This is a genomic window from Silanimonas algicola, from assembly GCF_054777375.1.
Genome location: NZ_BAAHAS010000003.1, coordinates 469,088 through 486,070, shown reverse-complemented (window position 1 = coordinate 486,070; position 16,983 = coordinate 469,088). Strand labels below are relative to the sequence as shown.

The 16,983-nt window shown below is 63.4% G+C and carries 14 protein-coding genes; 8 read left to right on the top strand and 6 right to left on the bottom strand.

What is annotated here, in order from left to right:
* Positions 1–94 precede the first annotated feature (94 nt).
* From ACYVAK_RS12340 to ACYVAK_RS12305, 8 genes are all read left to right on the top strand, one after another.
* The gene (locus tag ACYVAK_RS12340; RefSeq protein WP_461061396.1) at positions 95–1,699 is read left to right on the top strand and encodes a hypothetical protein; all 1,605 of its coding nucleotides are present in this window, start codon (positions 95–97) and stop codon (positions 1,697–1,699) included.
* Complete coding sequence (locus ACYVAK_RS12335; RefSeq protein ID WP_461061394.1) at positions 1,696–3,540, top strand: hypothetical protein; 1,845 nt, start codon at positions 1,696–1,698, stop codon at positions 3,538–3,540. The genes ACYVAK_RS12340 and ACYVAK_RS12335 overlap by 4 nt, the downstream gene beginning before the upstream one ends.
* Before the next feature lie 393 nt (positions 3,541–3,933).
* On the top strand, positions 3,934–4,995 hold the full coding sequence (locus ACYVAK_RS12330) for a tyrosine-type recombinase/integrase (RefSeq protein WP_461061392.1): 1,062 nt from the start codon (positions 3,934–3,936) through the stop codon (positions 4,993–4,995).
* A 377-nt stretch (positions 4,996–5,372) separates the two neighbouring features.
* Positions 5,373–5,999, top strand: coding sequence for a BPSL0761 family protein (locus ACYVAK_RS12325; RefSeq protein ID WP_461061390.1), 627 nt, complete (start codon positions 5,373–5,375; stop codon positions 5,997–5,999).
* 84 nt (positions 6,000–6,083) lie between these two features.
* A complete protein-coding gene (locus ACYVAK_RS12320) occupies positions 6,084–7,097 on the top strand; it encodes an SPFH domain-containing protein (protein ID WP_461061388.1) in 1,014 nt (337 codons plus the stop codon).
* 4 nt (positions 7,098–7,101) lie between these two features.
* Entirely contained in the window at positions 7,102–8,034 is a 933-nt protein-coding gene (locus ACYVAK_RS12315; protein ID WP_461061386.1) for a diacylglycerol kinase catalytic domain-containing protein, read from the top strand.
* 519 nt (positions 8,035–8,553) lie between these two features.
* Positions 8,554–9,171 carry a hypothetical protein gene (locus tag ACYVAK_RS12310; protein WP_461061384.1) on the top strand — a complete coding sequence of 206 codons (618 nt, stop codon included), beginning with the start codon at positions 8,554–8,556 and terminating at the stop codon, positions 9,169–9,171.
* 90 nt (positions 9,172–9,261) lie between these two features.
* A complete protein-coding gene (locus tag ACYVAK_RS12305) occupies positions 9,262–9,756 on the top strand; it encodes an HNH endonuclease (protein WP_461061382.1) in 495 nt (164 codons plus the stop codon).
* A 120-nt stretch (positions 9,757–9,876) separates the two neighbouring features.
* On the opposite strand, the gene ACYVAK_RS12300 is transcribed toward ACYVAK_RS12305, so the two are convergent.
* The 6 genes from ACYVAK_RS12300 to ACYVAK_RS12275 all read right to left on the bottom strand — a co-directional run bounded on the left by ACYVAK_RS12300 (position 9,877) and on the right by ACYVAK_RS12275 (position 16,980).
* Positions 9,877–10,434 carry an HNH endonuclease gene (locus ACYVAK_RS12300; protein ID WP_461061380.1) on the bottom strand — a complete coding sequence of 186 codons (558 nt, stop codon included), beginning with the start codon at positions 10,432–10,434 and terminating at the stop codon, positions 9,877–9,879.
* A gap of 624 nt (positions 10,435–11,058) precedes the next feature.
* Positions 11,059–11,391 carry a hypothetical protein gene (locus ACYVAK_RS12295; protein WP_461061378.1) on the bottom strand — a complete coding sequence of 111 codons (333 nt, stop codon included), beginning with the start codon at positions 11,389–11,391 and terminating at the stop codon, positions 11,059–11,061.
* Positions 11,392–11,736: 345 nt separating this feature from the next.
* Positions 11,737–12,264 carry a hypothetical protein gene (locus ACYVAK_RS12290; RefSeq protein WP_461061376.1) on the bottom strand — a complete coding sequence of 176 codons (528 nt, stop codon included), beginning with the start codon at positions 12,262–12,264 and terminating at the stop codon, positions 11,737–11,739.
* A gap of 52 nt (positions 12,265–12,316) precedes the next feature.
* On the bottom strand, positions 12,317–13,303 hold the full coding sequence (locus tag ACYVAK_RS12285; RefSeq protein ID WP_461061374.1) for a helix-turn-helix transcriptional regulator: 987 nt from the start codon (positions 13,301–13,303) through the stop codon (positions 12,317–12,319).
* A gap of 3 nt (positions 13,304–13,306) precedes the next feature.
* Complete coding sequence (locus ACYVAK_RS12280) at positions 13,307–14,764, bottom strand: DUF2779 domain-containing protein (RefSeq protein ID WP_461061372.1); 1,458 nt, start codon at positions 14,762–14,764, stop codon at positions 13,307–13,309.
* Positions 14,765–14,853: 89 nt separating this feature from the next.
* Complete coding sequence (locus ACYVAK_RS12275) at positions 14,854–16,980, bottom strand: AAA family ATPase (protein WP_461061370.1); 2,127 nt, start codon at positions 16,978–16,980, stop codon at positions 14,854–14,856.
* Positions 16,981–16,983: the final 3 nt, after the last annotated feature.

The following is a 16,983-nucleotide window of genomic DNA, read 5'->3' as shown; positions in this document are numbered from 1 at the left end:
GTTTAAAGATCACTTCCAGGGCGATTCACAAGTGCTGGTAAAGCGTCGGTTGCACCACAGCCGACGGTCACTTTCCGGATGAAAGGAGATATCCATGGTGTCCTCGCTCGTTCCGGGCGCATTGATCGCGTCCGTCCGCCCCGCCCTACCCTTGCCGGATGACGCCGCCGAGGCGCTCTGGGCGGTTGCGGCTCCCCTGCATCGCGGCGAACCGCGCCGCTTCCTAAGTCTCGCCAAGGACGATCGCCACTGGCGTCTGCTGTCCGAGCTTCATGCCGTCGATCCGGCGCTTTCCGCGCTCGGCTTCGCAACCGGAAAGGTCCTGGCCTCGACCAAGACCGAGCGCCCGGTGCGCGCACTGCGACAGGCGCTCTCGAAACTCGGCGTCAGCCGAGTCGTCTGGCGCGATCTGGTCCAGTACCGGCTGCCCGATGCCCGACAGTTGTTTGAGTCGTCTGGATCTGAATCGGTCATGAGCCATCTTCGCCTCGTGTCCTTGCATGGCGAACCCCTACCCTTCGATGGGCCTGTGGCTGACTGGGTCGCACAGTTCCGACTGTCGACCATCTCTGGGCCGACCTGGCACCTGACCGTCGCCCGCTGGGAACTGACGCCAGCACTCGCCGTCCGGGTGCTTCGCGAGGGTCTGCGCCGACTGTCGGCTAGCACTTTTTCGACATTCGTCGACGAGGAACTGCCGGTGGTCGCGGCGTGGCGAACCCACTTGGGCAAAGGAGCCGCGCGAGCCAATTGGTCAACCCTGCTCACCCGCGCCCGGGCAGCAGAAGCAGCCAAGGAGCGCTCGCTCACGGCCCAAAGCCAATGCTGGGAGACCGGCATGACGAGCTGCGAGTTCGCGGGCATCCAGGTCACCGCACTGGGCGATGGTGTCGCCCTGTGGCGCGAAGGCTTGCGAATGCGTCACTGCGTCGGCGATTACGCGCCCCATTGCATGTCGGGGATCAATCGGATCTTCCACCTCGAAGTCGGCGACGAGAGTCGCGGCTGGACGCTGTCCCTCCAAGCCGATGGCGAGGGCGGCTGGGAAGTCGATGAACTCCGAGGGCTGTTGAGTGCCCTGCCCCCCGAGCCGCTGAAGTTCTGGGCGAAGGAATGGGCGCAGGCGTACTCGGACATCTTCGAGAGCGATCCAATGGTTCTGGACGATGAGCGTCCTGAGACCTGCATGGTTTGCCGCGAGGAGTGGTGCGATGAGCACTTCGTCATGTATGCCGACTCGGGAGACGGGATCATCGGCGGACGGTTCGAAGGCGTCGACACGGACCTCGAGCAGGAACTGAAGGATGCCATCGCAGAACTGCTCCTGGCCGGAAAGCCGGCACCGCCGCAATGGCCGTCGGAATGGACATCGATCCATGCCGAGCTGGCGAAGATCCCGAAGGACGAACTGTTCGACCTGATCGACGACGAAGACGACGGCCTGCGGTGGGAGGCCGGCGAGGCTTTCGACGATGCCTGGTGCGAGTTCGATGCCCGGCGGATGGCGACGAGCTGGATCGAAGAGTGGGCGATGAACGAGCCGGAGACCCACTACAAGCACACGGAAGTCGCGACGGCCCCGGGCCTGAGTTGGTCGGGCTGGAACGTCTATGCGCCCGACCCCAAAGCGTTGCTCGTCCGATTCAATGCACACGTCAGCGCCCTGCTCCGTTCGAAGGCGGTCGAGGTGGCGCCATGACCGCCGGCCGGAATCCGCTCCTCCGGGAGGACCGCTGGGATGTTCTGGCCCTTCGAACTCGCAAAGCGCCGAGCCAGCGGCTGGCATCGTTCGGGGATTGGATCGAGCGGCAGGATCTGCCCCTCCAACTCGGCAGCCCCGGCCTTGCGCAATGCGCTCGGGAAGCGGCCCTGCGCCTGTGGGCGATCGTCGAGCCCTGGCTCAACCGCGGTATTCGTGTCCGGCACTACCGAAGGATTCGGGTGGTCACGGTGCTCGGGACCTTGGAGTACCAGGTCAAGGACGAGGGACGGGTCGTGGAAGGGGCCGCACGATTCTTTGGCGGACACCGGATGCTCGGGGGGAATGTGCCGATCGACGCGCCGCTGCGCACCTGGGGCGTCGTTGAGACGCTGCTGGCGGGCGATCGTCGCGAATGGGTCGCGGAGACCAGTCGACAGATGCAGGCTGCCGGGTGGGGAAGCACGGCTTACGACGTCCGCGCCCAAGCAGCGACGGCGTGGGCCGAGCGCGTCGTGGATCGCTACCTGCACCGGTTGATCGACGTCAGAGCCATCGAGCGCAAGGCGCTGGAGGCCATGAAGCTGGACACTGAAGTCCTACGGATGGCGCGTCGGATCGCCGGCTCAAAGCGCCGGGATGGCGGCTTGAACACGTCGATGTACGACAGCTTCCGGGATCTGCTGCCGGCCCTTCTGGAGGTCGAGCGGCTCGAACCGGTGCTGACGCCCTTGGCGTGGGTGACCCGGCATGAATGGTCCAAAGCCAAGCAACCACCCCTTCAGTACCTCCGAGCCGAACTCCAAAGACGCGGCGTCGGGGCAGAGGGCTGGCAGCGGCTCCGGGCCGCCCGGCCGCGACCGATCTGGGAACACTGGCACCGGAACAACATCGCTGGTGCGCACAAGCTACTGGACTTCATGGCCGACTGGGCACGCGTCCATGTAGGGCTTCCGCTCAAGACGCGAATGCCCTGGCCGCTCTGGGACGCCTTGGCGCGAACGTCGGTGGAGCCCGGGGATGATCGGCTGATCCCGCCCATGGTGTGGCCGTGCCGACCAGCGGTGCTCCGCGGCGCACTGGAGAAATGGTCGGCCGCACAGAGCCCATCGGCACGAAAAGCCTTCATTGAAGGCGACTGGACCCGGGTCGTGCGCTGGTCGGCGAATTACGGTGGGCCTGTTCCCGCCGGACGGAAGACCACCTGGCCCGCCGTCCTCGCCGCCGCCACCGAAGACGAGCGACTGCGTCGGGCCAAGGCGCTGTCCATGGAAGTCCGTTGGCGCAGCCCGATCGAGTCGTTCACGTGGGCGGGCATCCGGGTGATGCCGCTCACCGACCCGGTGGCGCTGACGGAAGAGGCCATTGCACTTCGGAATTGCGTCGACACTTTCCACGTCAGGTGCGCCGCTGGCGAGACCTACCTCTTCGGCTTCAGGGATGCGGTGACGGGAAAGCGCCTGGCGACCCTTTCGCTGAATCGTGAACACGGCAAGGTCGAGATCGATGATCTGCGGCGAATGGCGAACCAACCGCCCACCGAACCGGACGAAGCGCTGACGGGCGTCGTTCTGCAACGGGTACGAGACGCTCTCTCCGGCCGAACGCCGCCGGACGATCGACCTGAAGGAGCGCCAAAAAGTCCACAAAGGACGGTGGACGAACTTCTGATGGCGATGACGGGTCGCACCGACCTGCCGATGGCCCACGACAAACCGGATGACTCCGCCGACGCTCGACGTCGGCGGTTCAACATGCCGTACGTGCTTGACGCGATGCGTCGACATTCTTGGCTCACGCTCGATGCAGCCTTCGACTACCTCGACAGCACAGGTTTCTGAGCACAGCACCCAGTGCGCCTGCGTCAAACCGCTCCAAATCGACCTTCTATCGTCCTAAGTGGGTTCTCCGAGTCGCTAGGCTGGTTCCGTTAATCAATTCAACGGAACGCCCGTGAACTCCACGCGCAGAACACCAGCCGGCGATCGGCGACACACTCGTCGCCCATCCCCGCGCGGTCCGCCCTAGACCTGCGTTGACCTCCAGCGATTGTCCCGGTGTCTTCTCGCGACGAGCGAGAAGTGGACAACGCAAGCCTACGTACAGAAACACGTGCATCGAACCGATGCGCGACGGAGACCCCTTTTCCCCCGCCACGGAATCTACGCCAACTTCGAAAGAGTCGGCCAGCAGCTCAACTGGATCCGTGGGAGCCCCCACGCAAGGAGAAAGCAGTGACGCACCCGAAGCATCCGAAGAAGCGCCGCAGCGGCCGCGGCAAGACCAGCCCCACCCTGACCACCCCGCCGAACAAGTTGTCGCGGGATATCCAGCGGGAGTTGGACCCCAATCGCCGACCGACGCCCACCCTCAGCGCATTCTATGAAGTCTTCACCCGTGACTTTGGCGTGGAGTGGCGCCCTGGCCATAGCGACGGCGTCCAGCAGATCTACGACGCGCACCTCCTCCCGAGCTTCGGCCATTGGGAGGTCGGCACCATCGGCCGCGAGGACGTCCTGGACTTCCGCGCGCGACTCCGAGAGAAGCCCGGCCACCGGGGCCGCAAGATGTCCGCCGCCAGGATCAACAAGATCCTCGTGATCTTTGGCCAGATCCTGGCCGAAGCGGGCGCCCGCTACGGCTTCACGTCGCCGCTCTCGACCGTGAAGAAGCTGAAACAGATTCCTCCCGAGGTCCTGCCGCTCTCGATCGGAGAGGCGATGCAAGTCATCGACGCCACGCCCACCGAGTTCCGCCCCTACGTCATCGTTCGCATCTTCAGTGGCATGCGTACTGGCGAGATCGACGGCCTGATCTGGCGCAACGTCGATTTCGAACGGAAGTTGATTCAAGTGCGTCAGGTGTACAGCGCCGGGCTGGTGACCGCAGGCGCCAAGACCACGTCGTCCATCCGCGACATCCCGTTCTTCGGGCCGGTCGCAGAGACGCTCCGTGAGATGAAGGAGCAGGCGAAGAGCGAGGATGAGCATGTATTCCGCATGAAAGCGGGCGGTCCGATGGATGCGAAGAACTTCACGAATCGCATCTGGAACCCGACGCTCGCGTCGTTGGGGCTGGCCAAGCGCCGCCCGTACAACTGCCGCCATACCTTCGCCTGCATGCTGCTTTCCGCTGGCGAACCCCCGGAGTACGTCGCCAAACTGCTGGGGCACACCTCGACGCAGATGCTTTTCAGCCGGTACTCGAAATTCATCCCGAACCAGCGCGGTCGGGATGGGGCCGCCTTTCAGCGGTTCCTGGATTTCGGCAGCGGTGCCTGCGCCAGCAACGCGTGATCCCGGTCGTCAGGGCGGGCACTTGCCCCGCCCTGACGGCGTCCACGACCCCGCGTCTTTTGCGCCGGATTCCCGAGGGCTTCCGCTCTTGGAGCCTGAGCTGATCCCCAAAGAAAGTGGGAGGCCGTAATGCGTTTCATGAAGCTCGCTCAGCAACTGTTGGACGCCCTCAGGATCGCTCGGCCCCGGCACCCCGGCCTGATCCGGGGCGGCCTGGGGCGACTCCCGAGACGGACCAAACGGCCTCGGCACCCGGTGTGTCCGCCCGACGCGCCGCAGCGGATGGCCGCGTCGCGAGCAGTGCGACGGCTTTTCAAGAACCTGCGCATCCCGCTGGCGAAAGGCGCCCCCCGCGCTCATATGAAAGGAGACTCCGAATGACCATCCCCCTCGAACGAAGCCGCGCCGTCCTCTGGGCCGGTGGCTTGCTCGTCGCGCTCAATGGCGACCGCCGCGTCCCGATGCCGTACCGGCGGATGGCAACGGCGATCGCCCGCCACTTCCCGACCGTCGAGGACGTGGCACATGCCGCCACCCTGCCCTTGCTCCGCGATGCCGGCGGGATGTTCGAGCACCCGCGCGACTGCGGGAACTGGCAGGACACTTGCCCCGGTTCGTCGCTGACGCACCACACGCGACTGAACTGGCCCTCCGAGGACCGCGATGACGGCATCGAGGGCGACACCGATGAGCCGGCGGGACTCGACATCGACGGCGAAGCGACGATTGAGGACCTCGAGGAACAGATCGAGTCCGTCGAACGCGCCGAGATCGCGCTCCGGCGCCGCATCGGCCGCCTCTACACGACGTGCCTCCACCTGCATCCGAGCTTGCAGGCCTTCTTCACGGCGATGGCGTGGAAGGAGGAGCAATCCATCGCGTGGATCTCTAGTGCGCACTTCGACGGCGGGACCAAGACCGCCGGCCATCTGATCCTCGAAGGCCGCCACGAGGACCTCGACGACCAGCTCTCAGCGCTGCTCCGGAAGTACCCGGCCGGGTAAGGCCGCCTTGACTACCCGCCAGCAATGCCATCATTCCAACACGTTCCGCCCCCCAGCCCGGCGCCTCGCGCCCAAGGAGTTCCCATGTTCGGTTTCCGCTACATCAAGTCCGCCCCCAGCGATTACCTGATGCAAGTCCGTGACGGCCAGGTCGTGCGCGAAGGCGCTGGCCTCGCCTTCTTCTACTTCGCCCCTCGCTCGACCCTCGTCAGCGTGCCGACGACGGTCAATGAGGTGCCCTTCATGTTCGAGGAGATCACCCGGGACTTTCAGTCCGTGACCCTTCAGGGCCAAGTGAGCTTCCGCATCAGTGATCCGAAGCTGATCTCGCAGCAGATGAACTACGCGCTGCTGCCCAACGGCAACTACGCCTCCGACGAGCCGGAGAAACTGCCGCTGCGGGTGCTCAATGCGGTGAAGGCGCAGTTCCGCGGCATGCTGCAGGAACTCGACTTGAAGGGCCTGCTGCAGGCCACCGAGCAACTCGCCAATTCCGCCCGTCAGCGCCTCGCCAGCGCCCCAGCCATCCGCGAGCTCGGTCTGCAGATCATCGACCTGAGCATCCTCGCGGTGAAGCCGACTCCCGAAACTGCACGCGCTCTCGAGGCGCCGGTGCGCGAGACCATCCTGAAGGAAGCCGACGACGCCACCTACGGACGCCGGAACGCGGCGATCGAGCAGGAGCGGATCGTCAAGGAGAACGAGCTGCGCAGCGAGCTGTCGGTCGAGCAGAAGAAGCGCGAGGTGCAGGAGAACCGCATCGAGTCCGAACGCGCCCTGCTGGAAAAGCGTCAGCAGGTGCAGGCGCAGGAGATGGCCGGCAAGGTGAAGCTAGAACAACAAAACGCAGAGCTGGTCGCGCTGGAAGGTGAGAACGAACGCCGCGAGGCCGAGACTCGCGCCTACGGCATTCGCACTATGGCCGACGCGCTGCAGGGCATCGACCCGCGCACCCTGCAGGCCCTGACCATGGCCAACGCTAGCCCCGAGGCGATGATGGCGCTGGGCTTCCAAAACCTGGCCGACAACGCGGCCAAGATTGGCGAGTTCAACTTCTCGCCGGACCTGCTCCGCCAGTTGGCCTCGAAGAAGGCCTGAGGCCGTGGACACCAACGACCGCAAAATCGTCCTGGTGACGCGGAAGACGCGTCTCCAGGACATGGTGGTCCGCTACAACACGGTCGAGCAGGCAAAGTTCCAAGCCGAACATCTCGGCTTGGACTTCTCGGACTTCCTCGCCGAGGACCGGACGTACGCCCATGCCTTGGCCTCGGTGGCCGATGTGCTGGAGCGACACGGGCGCCTGCAGCGCTTGGACCGCGGGTTCCTGCCGAACTTCCTGTTCCCCCCGGGCTGCCTCGTCGTGGTGCTGGGGCAGGACGGCCTCGTGGCCAACACCCTGAAGTACCTCGACGGCCAGCCCTTGCTGGCCATCAATCCCGACCCGACCCGCTGGGACGGCGTGCTGCTGCCCTTCACCGCCGACGACCTGCCGAAGATCATTCGCGAGGTGGTGGTCGACCGCCGCAAGCACCGCGAAGTGACCATGGCCCGGGTGCAGACCAGCGACGGCCAGGTGCTTCGCGCGGTCAACGACGTCTTCATCGGCGTCCGCTCGCACGTGTCCGCCCGCTACGAGATCTACCACGAAGGGCGGAGCGAACGGCATTCGTCCAGCGGCGTCATTGTGTCGACGGGCCTCGGCTCAACCGGCTGGCTACGCAGCGTGCTGACCGGCGCCATGGGCGTGAGCGGGAAAGTGGCCAAGGAAGCCAAGCAGCTTCGCGAGCACGGCTTTCCGGCCTCGGATCCGCGACTAGTGTTCAGCGTGCGCGAACCCTTTCCGAGCAAGTGGAGTCAGGCGGAGATGGTGTTCGGGCAGGTACAGGCCGATGATCCGTTGCGAATCCGCTCCCTGATGCCCGAGAACGGGGTGATCTTCAGCGATGGTATCGAGGCGGATGTGCTGGACTTCCGCGTGGGCATGGAGGCGGTGATCGGGGTGGATCCGAGTCGCGGCAGGCTACTACTTTAGAGGTGCCCGACGCCGTCCCGCTTGGGGCAGCAAAGCGGCTGCTTGCCGATGGCAGTTGAGAAGCCGCCAATAGACCAATAGCGACCCTTCAGCACCTAACCTACTCGGCAGCGGATCACCGGATTCACCGGCTGAATGGCTGCAAGTTACCGTACTCCGGTCATTAGGCTCCGCCAGCAGCAGGGGGTCCACGTCGCGAAATCTGACACTCGAGATTCGCTTCGATCGTTGAACACATCGACGTCCCATGTTGCGGAGCATGCGCAGTAGTCGCCGTTCGCAGTTCTGAACACGACCATGCACCGCTCGCCGTCTGTGGGAGCGACTTCGTCAATTTTTCTGAAATCAGGTCGGCATTTGATGCAATGCTTGATCATCCGTGGTTTTCTCCTGTGGAATTGGTTGCGCATGGGGCTAGTCCTCCTATGCGGCCGCTGGTATTCGCGGCTCTTTTTTGGACAACTGCCGCTGTAGAAAGTTCCTCAAAGCATTGATTCCAATGGCAAAAGGAGAAGGCCAGTGGGTGCACTGTTCAATGTGTTGATGATTCCCCTCATTGCGATGAACTTCATCGGAGGGCTTGTCGGTGTCGTCTGGTTGTTGGTTCTAGGCCAATGGAGTGCGCTAGGTACGGCACTAGTCCTGTTGATCGGCGGAGCATTTTTCTGCGGGCTTGCCTTGCTTCCAGGACTTCTGGCCTCTGGGCCAGCATTGATGATGTACGACAAAGGAGGAGCGTCAAGAATTGCCTCCTATCCGTTGATGCTGGCTGGCCTGCTCTGGACCCATTCCGTAATGATCGTTTGGGCATTCGGAGCTTTCGCATACTTCCGAAAGCTCTCTGACTCCGGCTCTCTTGTGCCGATGATGCTGATTGCGTATCTCGTCGCAACAGCCCCATGGTCTTACATGGCGCAGAAGGATGTTCAGAGCGGAAACGAAAGTTCGCTCGCGTCGATCTTCTTCCTGCAAGCTAGTTGCTTCATCGCTGCAGTTATGCTCGGTGTTGGCGACGCAGGATTGCGATCATCAGGCCTAATGCTGTGCGTGATCATGGGTTGCGCATTTTTGGTCAACGCGTCAATGGCGTTTTCTCGACTCGAGCACGATTCGATCCGGCGGCGCCTAGGGCTCTGACCCAGAGCCAAGCTACTCGCTCAAGCTGACCAATCAATCGCTTATCGATCGAAGTGACCTTTCAGTTCCAACGCTAGGGCGCAAAGTGAGATGGCAGCAACCCAAACATGCACAGGCTGCAGACGGGAACTTCCTGTCAACCGGCAGTTCTTCGGGAACACCCCATCTGGCGGCTTTCGCCGCAAATGCCGCCGGTGTATGGCAGCCCACACCGCAGCGCACGACGCGCTAAACCCAGATCAAGTTGCTGACCGGCGGGCTGAGCGCCAGGCGCGCACGGTTGCCGCGGGACCGAAAGCCAGCGCGGCGGAACTCGCTGGCCTGAGGCAACGGCAAAAGGATCAATGCGCTTACTGCTTGGCGCCGCTATTCCTTGGGGGCCACGTGGATCACATGGTTCCGTTGGCGCGCGGCGGAACAAACGACGCATCCAACCTCGTGTACGCATGTGAGCAATGCAATACGGAAAAGCATGCAAAAACCGCGCGCGAGTACCTTTTTTGGCGTAGCGAACGCGGATTGCCAAACCATGCCTCTGCCTATGCATACGAGGCGCTTAAGGGATCTGGCAAGTGCGCGCCCTAACGCGCCCCTCAAGCGGACCAATCGGTTTGGTCGACATTTTCGCGCTTATCAACCCAATCGGAGTCCGCGATCATCTTCAGTAGATGGCACTCGCTTAGCACATCATCGCGAGCAACCGCGTCAGAGGCTGTAGTTCACCTTCTCACCGTCGATCACAACCTTTCCATTCACAGCCAGATGCTTGATCAGCGTATCCAACTGGGCCTCGGTGATGGTCGACTTGGCACTCTTGATCGTCGCTCGGATCGTGCTCTTCAGGGTCTCGACCTTGCGCGGTCGGGACGCGGCGCGTTTCTTTAGGTCGTTCAGCACGATGGTGTAGTTATCGGGTTTTGCCTTGGGCGGCGTGGGCGCCTTGGGGGCGGAGTCTGATTTTTTTGCGGTCGGCGTAGTCGGCGCCTCATCCTTTGAATCGCTATCCATCGCTTGGGCATTCGGGCAAATGAAATCGCCCCGTTGGTTCAGCACAACACGCAGTTTCTCCTTGAGGCTCATGCTGCCGAGTAGGGCATTGATGCTCTTGCAGCAGGCCACGCAGTTGTCGTCTGAGTTGGCCCCGCCTCTCGACGACGGCACCAAGTGTTCAATGCTGGCTTCAGACTTGGGTAGCACCCTAGCGCAGAAGAAGCACTTGCCGCCCTGGGCGAACATCAACCGGTCAAGAGGTTTGGTGGCCATCGTCTGTCGATTCCTTTCGGGTTTCACTGACTTTAGGAGTTTCCCGCGTCGGCTGAAAGCTGATCGCTGCAGGGAGTTCATTCAGCGTCGGTCACGTGCCGTTAGCGGCAGCGACGAACACAAGTGCATCGCCCGGCCACCCGCCCGATATTGAGTAGCGCCAAGGCTGAGGGCCGGCCTTACGTCGGAAGCAAACGATCGGTGAGCACGGCATCGCTCATGCCGTTCTCGACGACAGCCTGTAGCGCCGACGAGACGAGCACGACGCCTGGCACAGGGGCGACTGGGTGAAAGAGCAGATACCCTGCGACATCCGCTTGCATTTCGCCAGTGGGCGAATTGAGGTACGGCGCCCTCCGGCCCGTTCCCGACTCGCTGACGCGCAAAGCAGTTTCACGCCTCCGGTAGAAACGCTGACCCGCCCCCTTAGGGACGAAACGAATGGGTCGACGCTTTGCCAGGACCCCTGACTCCGCAGATCGTCCATCGAGAAAAGCCCCCGCCGGGAACGCCTAGATGCTCCCATCCTTGCGATTGATGAGCCCCAAGCGAGCAAGCGCCACAACGTGGCGCTTACTCGTGGCCAAGAAAACCTGAACTAAGCGAGGGCGTGACGAAGCAGCGCTAGCCGACACGGGAATCCGCAACATCGATGCCGCATTCAATGTATCGCGCAAGCGGATTCTGATACACGCTCGTTCCCGCCTGCGCCCAACTGGCTGGCATCTCGCGCTGAAGCCCTCTGTTCGACAATGTCCGATCCTCTTCCCTCGTGACCTCAACGAGAACTAGAGATGCATTCAGGAACTCGACGAGCCGATCAATATTGGTGCGATTGATCTGCAAATCCGCCTCCGGCCAAGAGAGAAGCTTCTCGACCAAAATGATCACAGGAACAGCATGATCGAGGACGGTGTCGCCAGTCTGTCCATTTTCGACCGCCTTGGATCGATACACGACAGCATGGCCGGCCCTACTCGCAGGCTCGGAGAACTTCCGAATCAGGTGGTTTACCGAAACTTTGCAATCATTGACTGTGCAATCGCTCGGATGCTTAGCCCTAGCCATCAGGCTAGACAAAATCTGGATTGCGATACCGTCCGTCGTAAGTGGCATAAACACTCCTGCTGTTGGCGTAAGGCCGTCACTTCTTTTGCCGTAGACGACACACGGCATGGAACCCCTTGAAATCCAACTGCTTGGTGCGGTGGGGTGCGGTATAGAGAGCACGAAACCGGAACTGCATTAGGCAGTGACCGACTTCTTTACAGATCGGCTCCTATGCCGACTGGCTACTTCCAGTCAACGCAGGCGATTGGGCTCCGGCCAATAGTCAGGGACAGCGTAGTAACTACGGCAGGCGACCATCACCTCGCACCCGGAAGCCAACGCCTCGGCAAGCCCTTCTTCTCGGTAGTCGAGCGAGTCCAAAGCTGCGACGAAGTCTGCCGGCGGCAGCTGCAAACGACCTTCCCGCTTAGCCCACTCGGACAAGTCGCGCACCCCTGGCGACCAGCAGAACTGAAACCCGCCGATCGGAAAGATCTTGTAGACATAGCCATGCTCAGCGGCTTGTGCGCGATCACCTGTGCAGAACAGACCTGCACCGCGATACCGCACGCCGAACTTCTCACTGAACCAACTGTCTGCTGCAGCGTGAATGGTTCTCGGCATGTTCTTCGGTTGGCGATCCCTCCGAACATCCAGCACTGTGACGTGATCATGCTGCTCGCTCATCCCTCGATAGAGCGGGCGGGCAGCGGCGCCGAGCACGGAAAGAAAGGGCTTGCAATCTCGCTGAACGAGGTTTTCCTTCTTGATTTTGCTCATGTACGAAATTCTTCCTTGATGTTCCGCCATCGAATGACGGCCTTATCGAGAATCACAATGCGGACTCAATGTGCACTAAATCGACCGGTGCTCGCCGAACGTTTGTGATTGCATCGCCATACCCCCGCAACCACCGGTCAAGCATCAGTGTTTCCACCACCGTCGCCGAGATCCGATAGCCCCCATCCGGCAGGGCCACCACCTCCTGATCGACGGAGAGCGGCGCCTCGATCAACGACAGGGCTTCATCGGCAGCGATGTCAAACGTCAACCGGATTCTCTTGCCGGTCTGGACGCCGAATCTGCCGTCCTCGTCATACTTCCTGAGGTCGAATCCGGCGGGGCGCTTGAAGCCGTCCGTCGTCATTCGGGCGCCCTGAATCCGATGCATCGCCAGGCTCCGCTCGTTGTCGTAGCCACGGTATCGGCAGACGAGGTAGAGGATCGGCCCCTGCTGCGCCAAGCCCAGCGGCATCACGTCGACGGTCGATTCCTTCCCTGATGCGTTCCGGTAGTCGAGCGACAGCCAGCGATTCACATAGAGCGCCTCGCTCACTGCGTCGAACACCGCGGGCGCGACCTGTGCCGGAACTCTTGGCTGACCCGTTGCGACGACTCGGACCTTGCCTTTCCACTCGCGCTCCAGGGCCGCTGAGCCGTCGTTCGCCAAGTTGCGGCGGGCTTGCTCGAAGAAACCCTCCATCGAACGCATCAGCTTTGCCGGCAACAGTGCCCGAAGGTGATCTTCCGCCAGGCCCAGCAGCAAGGACTCCTGCGGCGTCAGGTGCGGCAGGGTCATGCCCTTGGCCCGATCGAGCCAGCGATAACCGAACGGCTTGCTCCGCTCGTCGCGCTCGATCTCGAAGTGCTCGCTCAGCATCTCAAGCTGACGCTGGATGGTCCGCAGATCACGATCAATCCCAGCATCCTGCAACTGCTGGTGCAGTTCTTTGGCGGTGATCTTCCGGCCGCGCGGAATGCGGCGGAGGATCTCCAGCGCCAGGACCAGCGTCTCGACCGACTCAGGCCGCTTTGGCACGTGTTACTCCTGGAGCTCGCGACCGAGGAAAAACGCCCACAGCTTCACGGTAGCCCACGTGTCCAGCGCGCAGTAACGCGTGAGCTCGGCGGCAATGGCCTCGCGCCGCTCTTCGGTCGTCTTCGGATCCGTGGCTTCGAGGTAGGCCGTCATCGCCATGCCGCCGTCCTTCACGCCATCGAGGTCCTCGTAGCGCAGCTCCGGGAACACCGCCGGCAGCACCACCTTGATGCTCCAGCTGCCCTGCTGGCTCGGGTGGTAGTAGTGGTCCCGGGCGACGGGCAGCAGATCCACGACGCGATCATGGATGCGCATCAGCCCTTCCGCGTGCGTCGGCACCCGCTCGGCCAGTTCCTTCAGCACTCGCTTTTCGAAGGCCTGGTTGTAGACGTACACCGGCCCGGTAGACCCGCACGTCGCGACGAGGGCGGCCGCACAGGCCTCGGAGGGATCGCCGCCGGAGAGATCTAGGAAGCCTTCATTCGTAATCGCCCCGTCCTCCCCCACCCGGTGGACGCTGAACTGGAAGGCCGCGATCTGGTTCGGGCGGAAGCCCTTCCAGACCGGGACCACATGGCTGATCGTCTCGAAGTCGAGGAAGTAGGCGGGGAGCCCGTGGCTGACCAGTGCCGCCCTCGCACCCTCCTGGTCGAAGAAGGGCTCGCCGGACAAGGTGCAGTCCCGGACCCGACGTTGCCGCTCGGTCAGCACCTCGTCGGGAATCTGGACCATCTCGGTCACGCCCTCGACGTCGATCAGGTGCGAAAGCGGCTTGGTCGGATGCGGCAGCCATTCCGCCGGATGCATCGGCACCGGCTCCCGGCTTCGACAGTGGGCGAAGAAGCCACACTCGTACGGCTCACGACAGTGGCGCCCGGTGCGGACCTCCGGCGCGGACGGCTCGGCGACAATGCGCTGGGCGTCCTGCACCCAAGCCGCCACCTCGGATTCCCGTGCACGGGCTTCGTCGGTCAGATCGGCCTCGACAAAGAGCCCGTCGTAACGATCGTCGCCCGCATAGACCCAGGTGCTGTCGATGTGGCCAAGAGCGACGCGTGAAATCGGCACGCCGGCGGCTTTCGCGACATAGGCCTGAACGGCGGCGTCATCCCGGTGGTAGTCCTTCACCGACGTGGCGGACTTGATCTCCACCATGCGCCACGCGTCCCCGTCGGGCAGAAGCACGTCCGCCATGGCGAAGGCACCGTTCGCCTGGAACGTCGCCTCGAAGAGCGGCTGACGCGAGGACAGATGCGCTTGGGTCAGTCGCAACGCCTCGTCGTACCCGATCACCTTTGGGTCGATCAGCGTGCACTGCCCTTCCGGGTCATAGACCCGCTGCGCGACCGCACCCACGCGGTGGCCTGCCGCAAAGCGCTGCTGGCTGTCCGGCGAGTCCTGTCGCAGTTCGGGTTGATGAACCTCCAACCAAACGCGCTTGGGGCACTGGCGGTAGGCCAACAGCTTGGATTTCGAAAGCGTTCGCATGGTTCGTCCTGTCCTTTGTCGATGAAGATCGATCGTTGCCGGATCCCGCTTCCGGCGAGCGCCTAGTGAATGAACCCGATGGGCCGCTTGGTCTCTCCCTTGAGGGCACATTCGGCCTCCAAGGCATCGACCAGACCGGCGGGTGACGCCACAGGCTGGAACCGATGCTGCCTTGAGACGGCAGCGAAATCACCGGGGGTGAGCCGCGCCAGGGCGCGGACCCGCCGGTCCTCATCCGCACCCGGCGCCGGGAGCCCCAGCGCGGCGCAGTGGCGCGCAAAGAGCTGGGCCGCCTGGCCCCCGGCGAGATAGTCGAACTTCACCTTCAGGTCGAAGCGCCGCAAGGCGGCCGTGTCGACGACGTCGGCCAAGTTAGTGGTCGCAATGAGGATGCCGTTGAAGGCCTCCATCTGGGTCAGCATCTCGTTGACCAGCGTGGTCTCCCAGGCGTATTCGGACCGCCGGCGATCCCGGAGGAAGCTGTCGACTTCATCGATCAACAGCACGGCCCCCTCGCGAGTGGCCGCGGCGAAGGCTTTGGCGACGTTGCGCTCGCTGTCTCCGACCCATTTGGACAGGAAGTCGGACGCGCGCTGGACATGGCAGGGCAGGCCCAGCGCTTCCGCCACCCATTGCCCATACGCCGTCTTCCCGGTTCCCGGCGGGCCGTACAGGCACAGTCGTCCCGACATGGTGCGACCCAAGCCTTGCGCCACCGCGGCCAGATCAGCGCTCGCCCGGATGAAGGCCGGGTCGTAGGTCGCCGGCAGGCCGACGCCCTCGCTTTTGCGGGTCGGGGCATGCCCCTGGGCCCGGAGCGCGCCATCGATCAGCAGTTGGAAGGCATCGCCCACCATCCCTGGATCGACGCGCTCCTTGATGAAGCGCACGGTGTCCGCGGCGCGCGAAATCAGCGCCGGCGCGAGGTCTCCGGACTGCGCCAACTGCGACGCCCGACGGTCATCAATCAGGTCGGCGTAGCGTTCCTTGAGCAGGCGCTCGCGCTCGCGACGCGGGGGGACCGGCACCTCGATGACCATGTCGAAGCGTCGCAGGAAGGCGGGATCCAGCGCGTCGATTTCGTTGGCGAGCCAGAGGGCCGGCACGCGGTTCTCTTCGAGGACGCGATTCATCCACGCCTTTCGAGCCTGGGCGGACCCGCGACGCCACCCGTCGCTACGCGATTCACCGAAGACATCCTCGACCTCATCGAACAGGATCATCGACGACCCCGTGGGCACGAGGTTCTGGGCAAGGCTATAGGCACGCAGCCGACGCTCACCGCTAATGGGGTCACCATCGCCATCCTCGCTGGCAACCTCGAAGAGGGTCCCGCCCGCCTCGCCCGCGAGGATCTTGGCCAACTGCGTCTTCCCGGTGCCTGGAACCCCGTGCAGCAGCACGTTGACGCCCTGGCGTCCCAAAGCACGCGACTCGCGCAGGTACGGCACCAAAACGCGAAGCGACTCCGCGAGATACGGGTAATCGGCAAGCGCCAGGGTCGCTGGCGAGGTGCTGCGCGCGGTGCCGCTCAAGAAGGACAGCGGCTCGGCGTCCTCTGCCGCGATGAGCTGCGCGAAACGCGGGGACAGCACTTCCATGGCCTCCTCCAGCCCCGTGTCGTTCGACCACGCGAACTGCAGCAGACCCGAACGATGCAGAACGCCCTGCGGGCTCAGGGCTTGTCGAATCTCCTTGTCAGGGATCTCCAACGCGACGGACAGGGCCGTGATGAGCTTCGCGGACGGAAGACTCCCCATCCAGCCGGCCACTTCCTTCAATGCGATGTCATTCGACATCCGGACACCGAAAGCCAGCAGCTCACGGTCGACAGGCGACAGCCCCACCAGATCGGACAGGCGATCGATGTTCCGCCGCAGCGGCGCCTCGGCGCGCACCGCCGCGTCGCCCTCGGTCCGAGCGAGGTCATCCTCCAACAGCGCCAAGACGTCCTTGGGCGAAAAGGCGTCGAAGTCGACCGTCTCCGCGTCCGGCAGTCCCAAGGCATGGGCGAGGGCGTCGTCCCGGTAGCCTGCAGCACCGATCAGTTCGCGATAGCCCCCCAGATGAACCAGCAGGCGGAGGATCCAGAGCCGGGTCTCCGACTCCAGCTCCAGTGCACTCTTCACGAACGGCGATGCCCGGCGAAACCCCATACCCACCCCCATCATCGAATCCAGGGGAGCCATTGT

Coding starts and splice junctions, on each gene's coding strand:
- ACYVAK_RS12305 (WP_461061382.1), top strand. CDS start 9,262: ATGGCAGCAACCCAAACATGCACAGGCTGCAGACGGGAACTTCCTGTC.
- ACYVAK_RS12335 (WP_461061394.1), top strand. CDS start 1,696: ATGACCGCCGGCCGGAATCCGCTCCTCCGGGAGGACCGCTGGGATGTT.
- ACYVAK_RS12340 (WP_461061396.1), top strand. CDS start 95: ATGGTGTCCTCGCTCGTTCCGGGCGCATTGATCGCGTCCGTCCGCCCC.
- ACYVAK_RS12300 (WP_461061380.1), bottom strand. CDS start 10,434: ATGGCCACCAAACCTCTTGACCGGTTGATGTTCGCCCAGGGCGGCAAG.
- ACYVAK_RS12325 (WP_461061390.1), top strand. CDS start 5,373: ATGACCATCCCCCTCGAACGAAGCCGCGCCGTCCTCTGGGCCGGTGGC.
- ACYVAK_RS12320 (WP_461061388.1), top strand. CDS start 6,084: ATGTTCGGTTTCCGCTACATCAAGTCCGCCCCCAGCGATTACCTGATG.
- ACYVAK_RS12275 (WP_461061370.1), bottom strand. CDS start 16,980: ATGGCTCCCCTGGATTCGATGATGGGGGTGGGTATGGGGTTTCGCCGG.
- ACYVAK_RS12290 (WP_461061376.1), bottom strand. CDS start 12,264: ATGAGCAAAATCAAGAAGGAAAACCTCGTTCAGCGAGATTGCAAGCCC.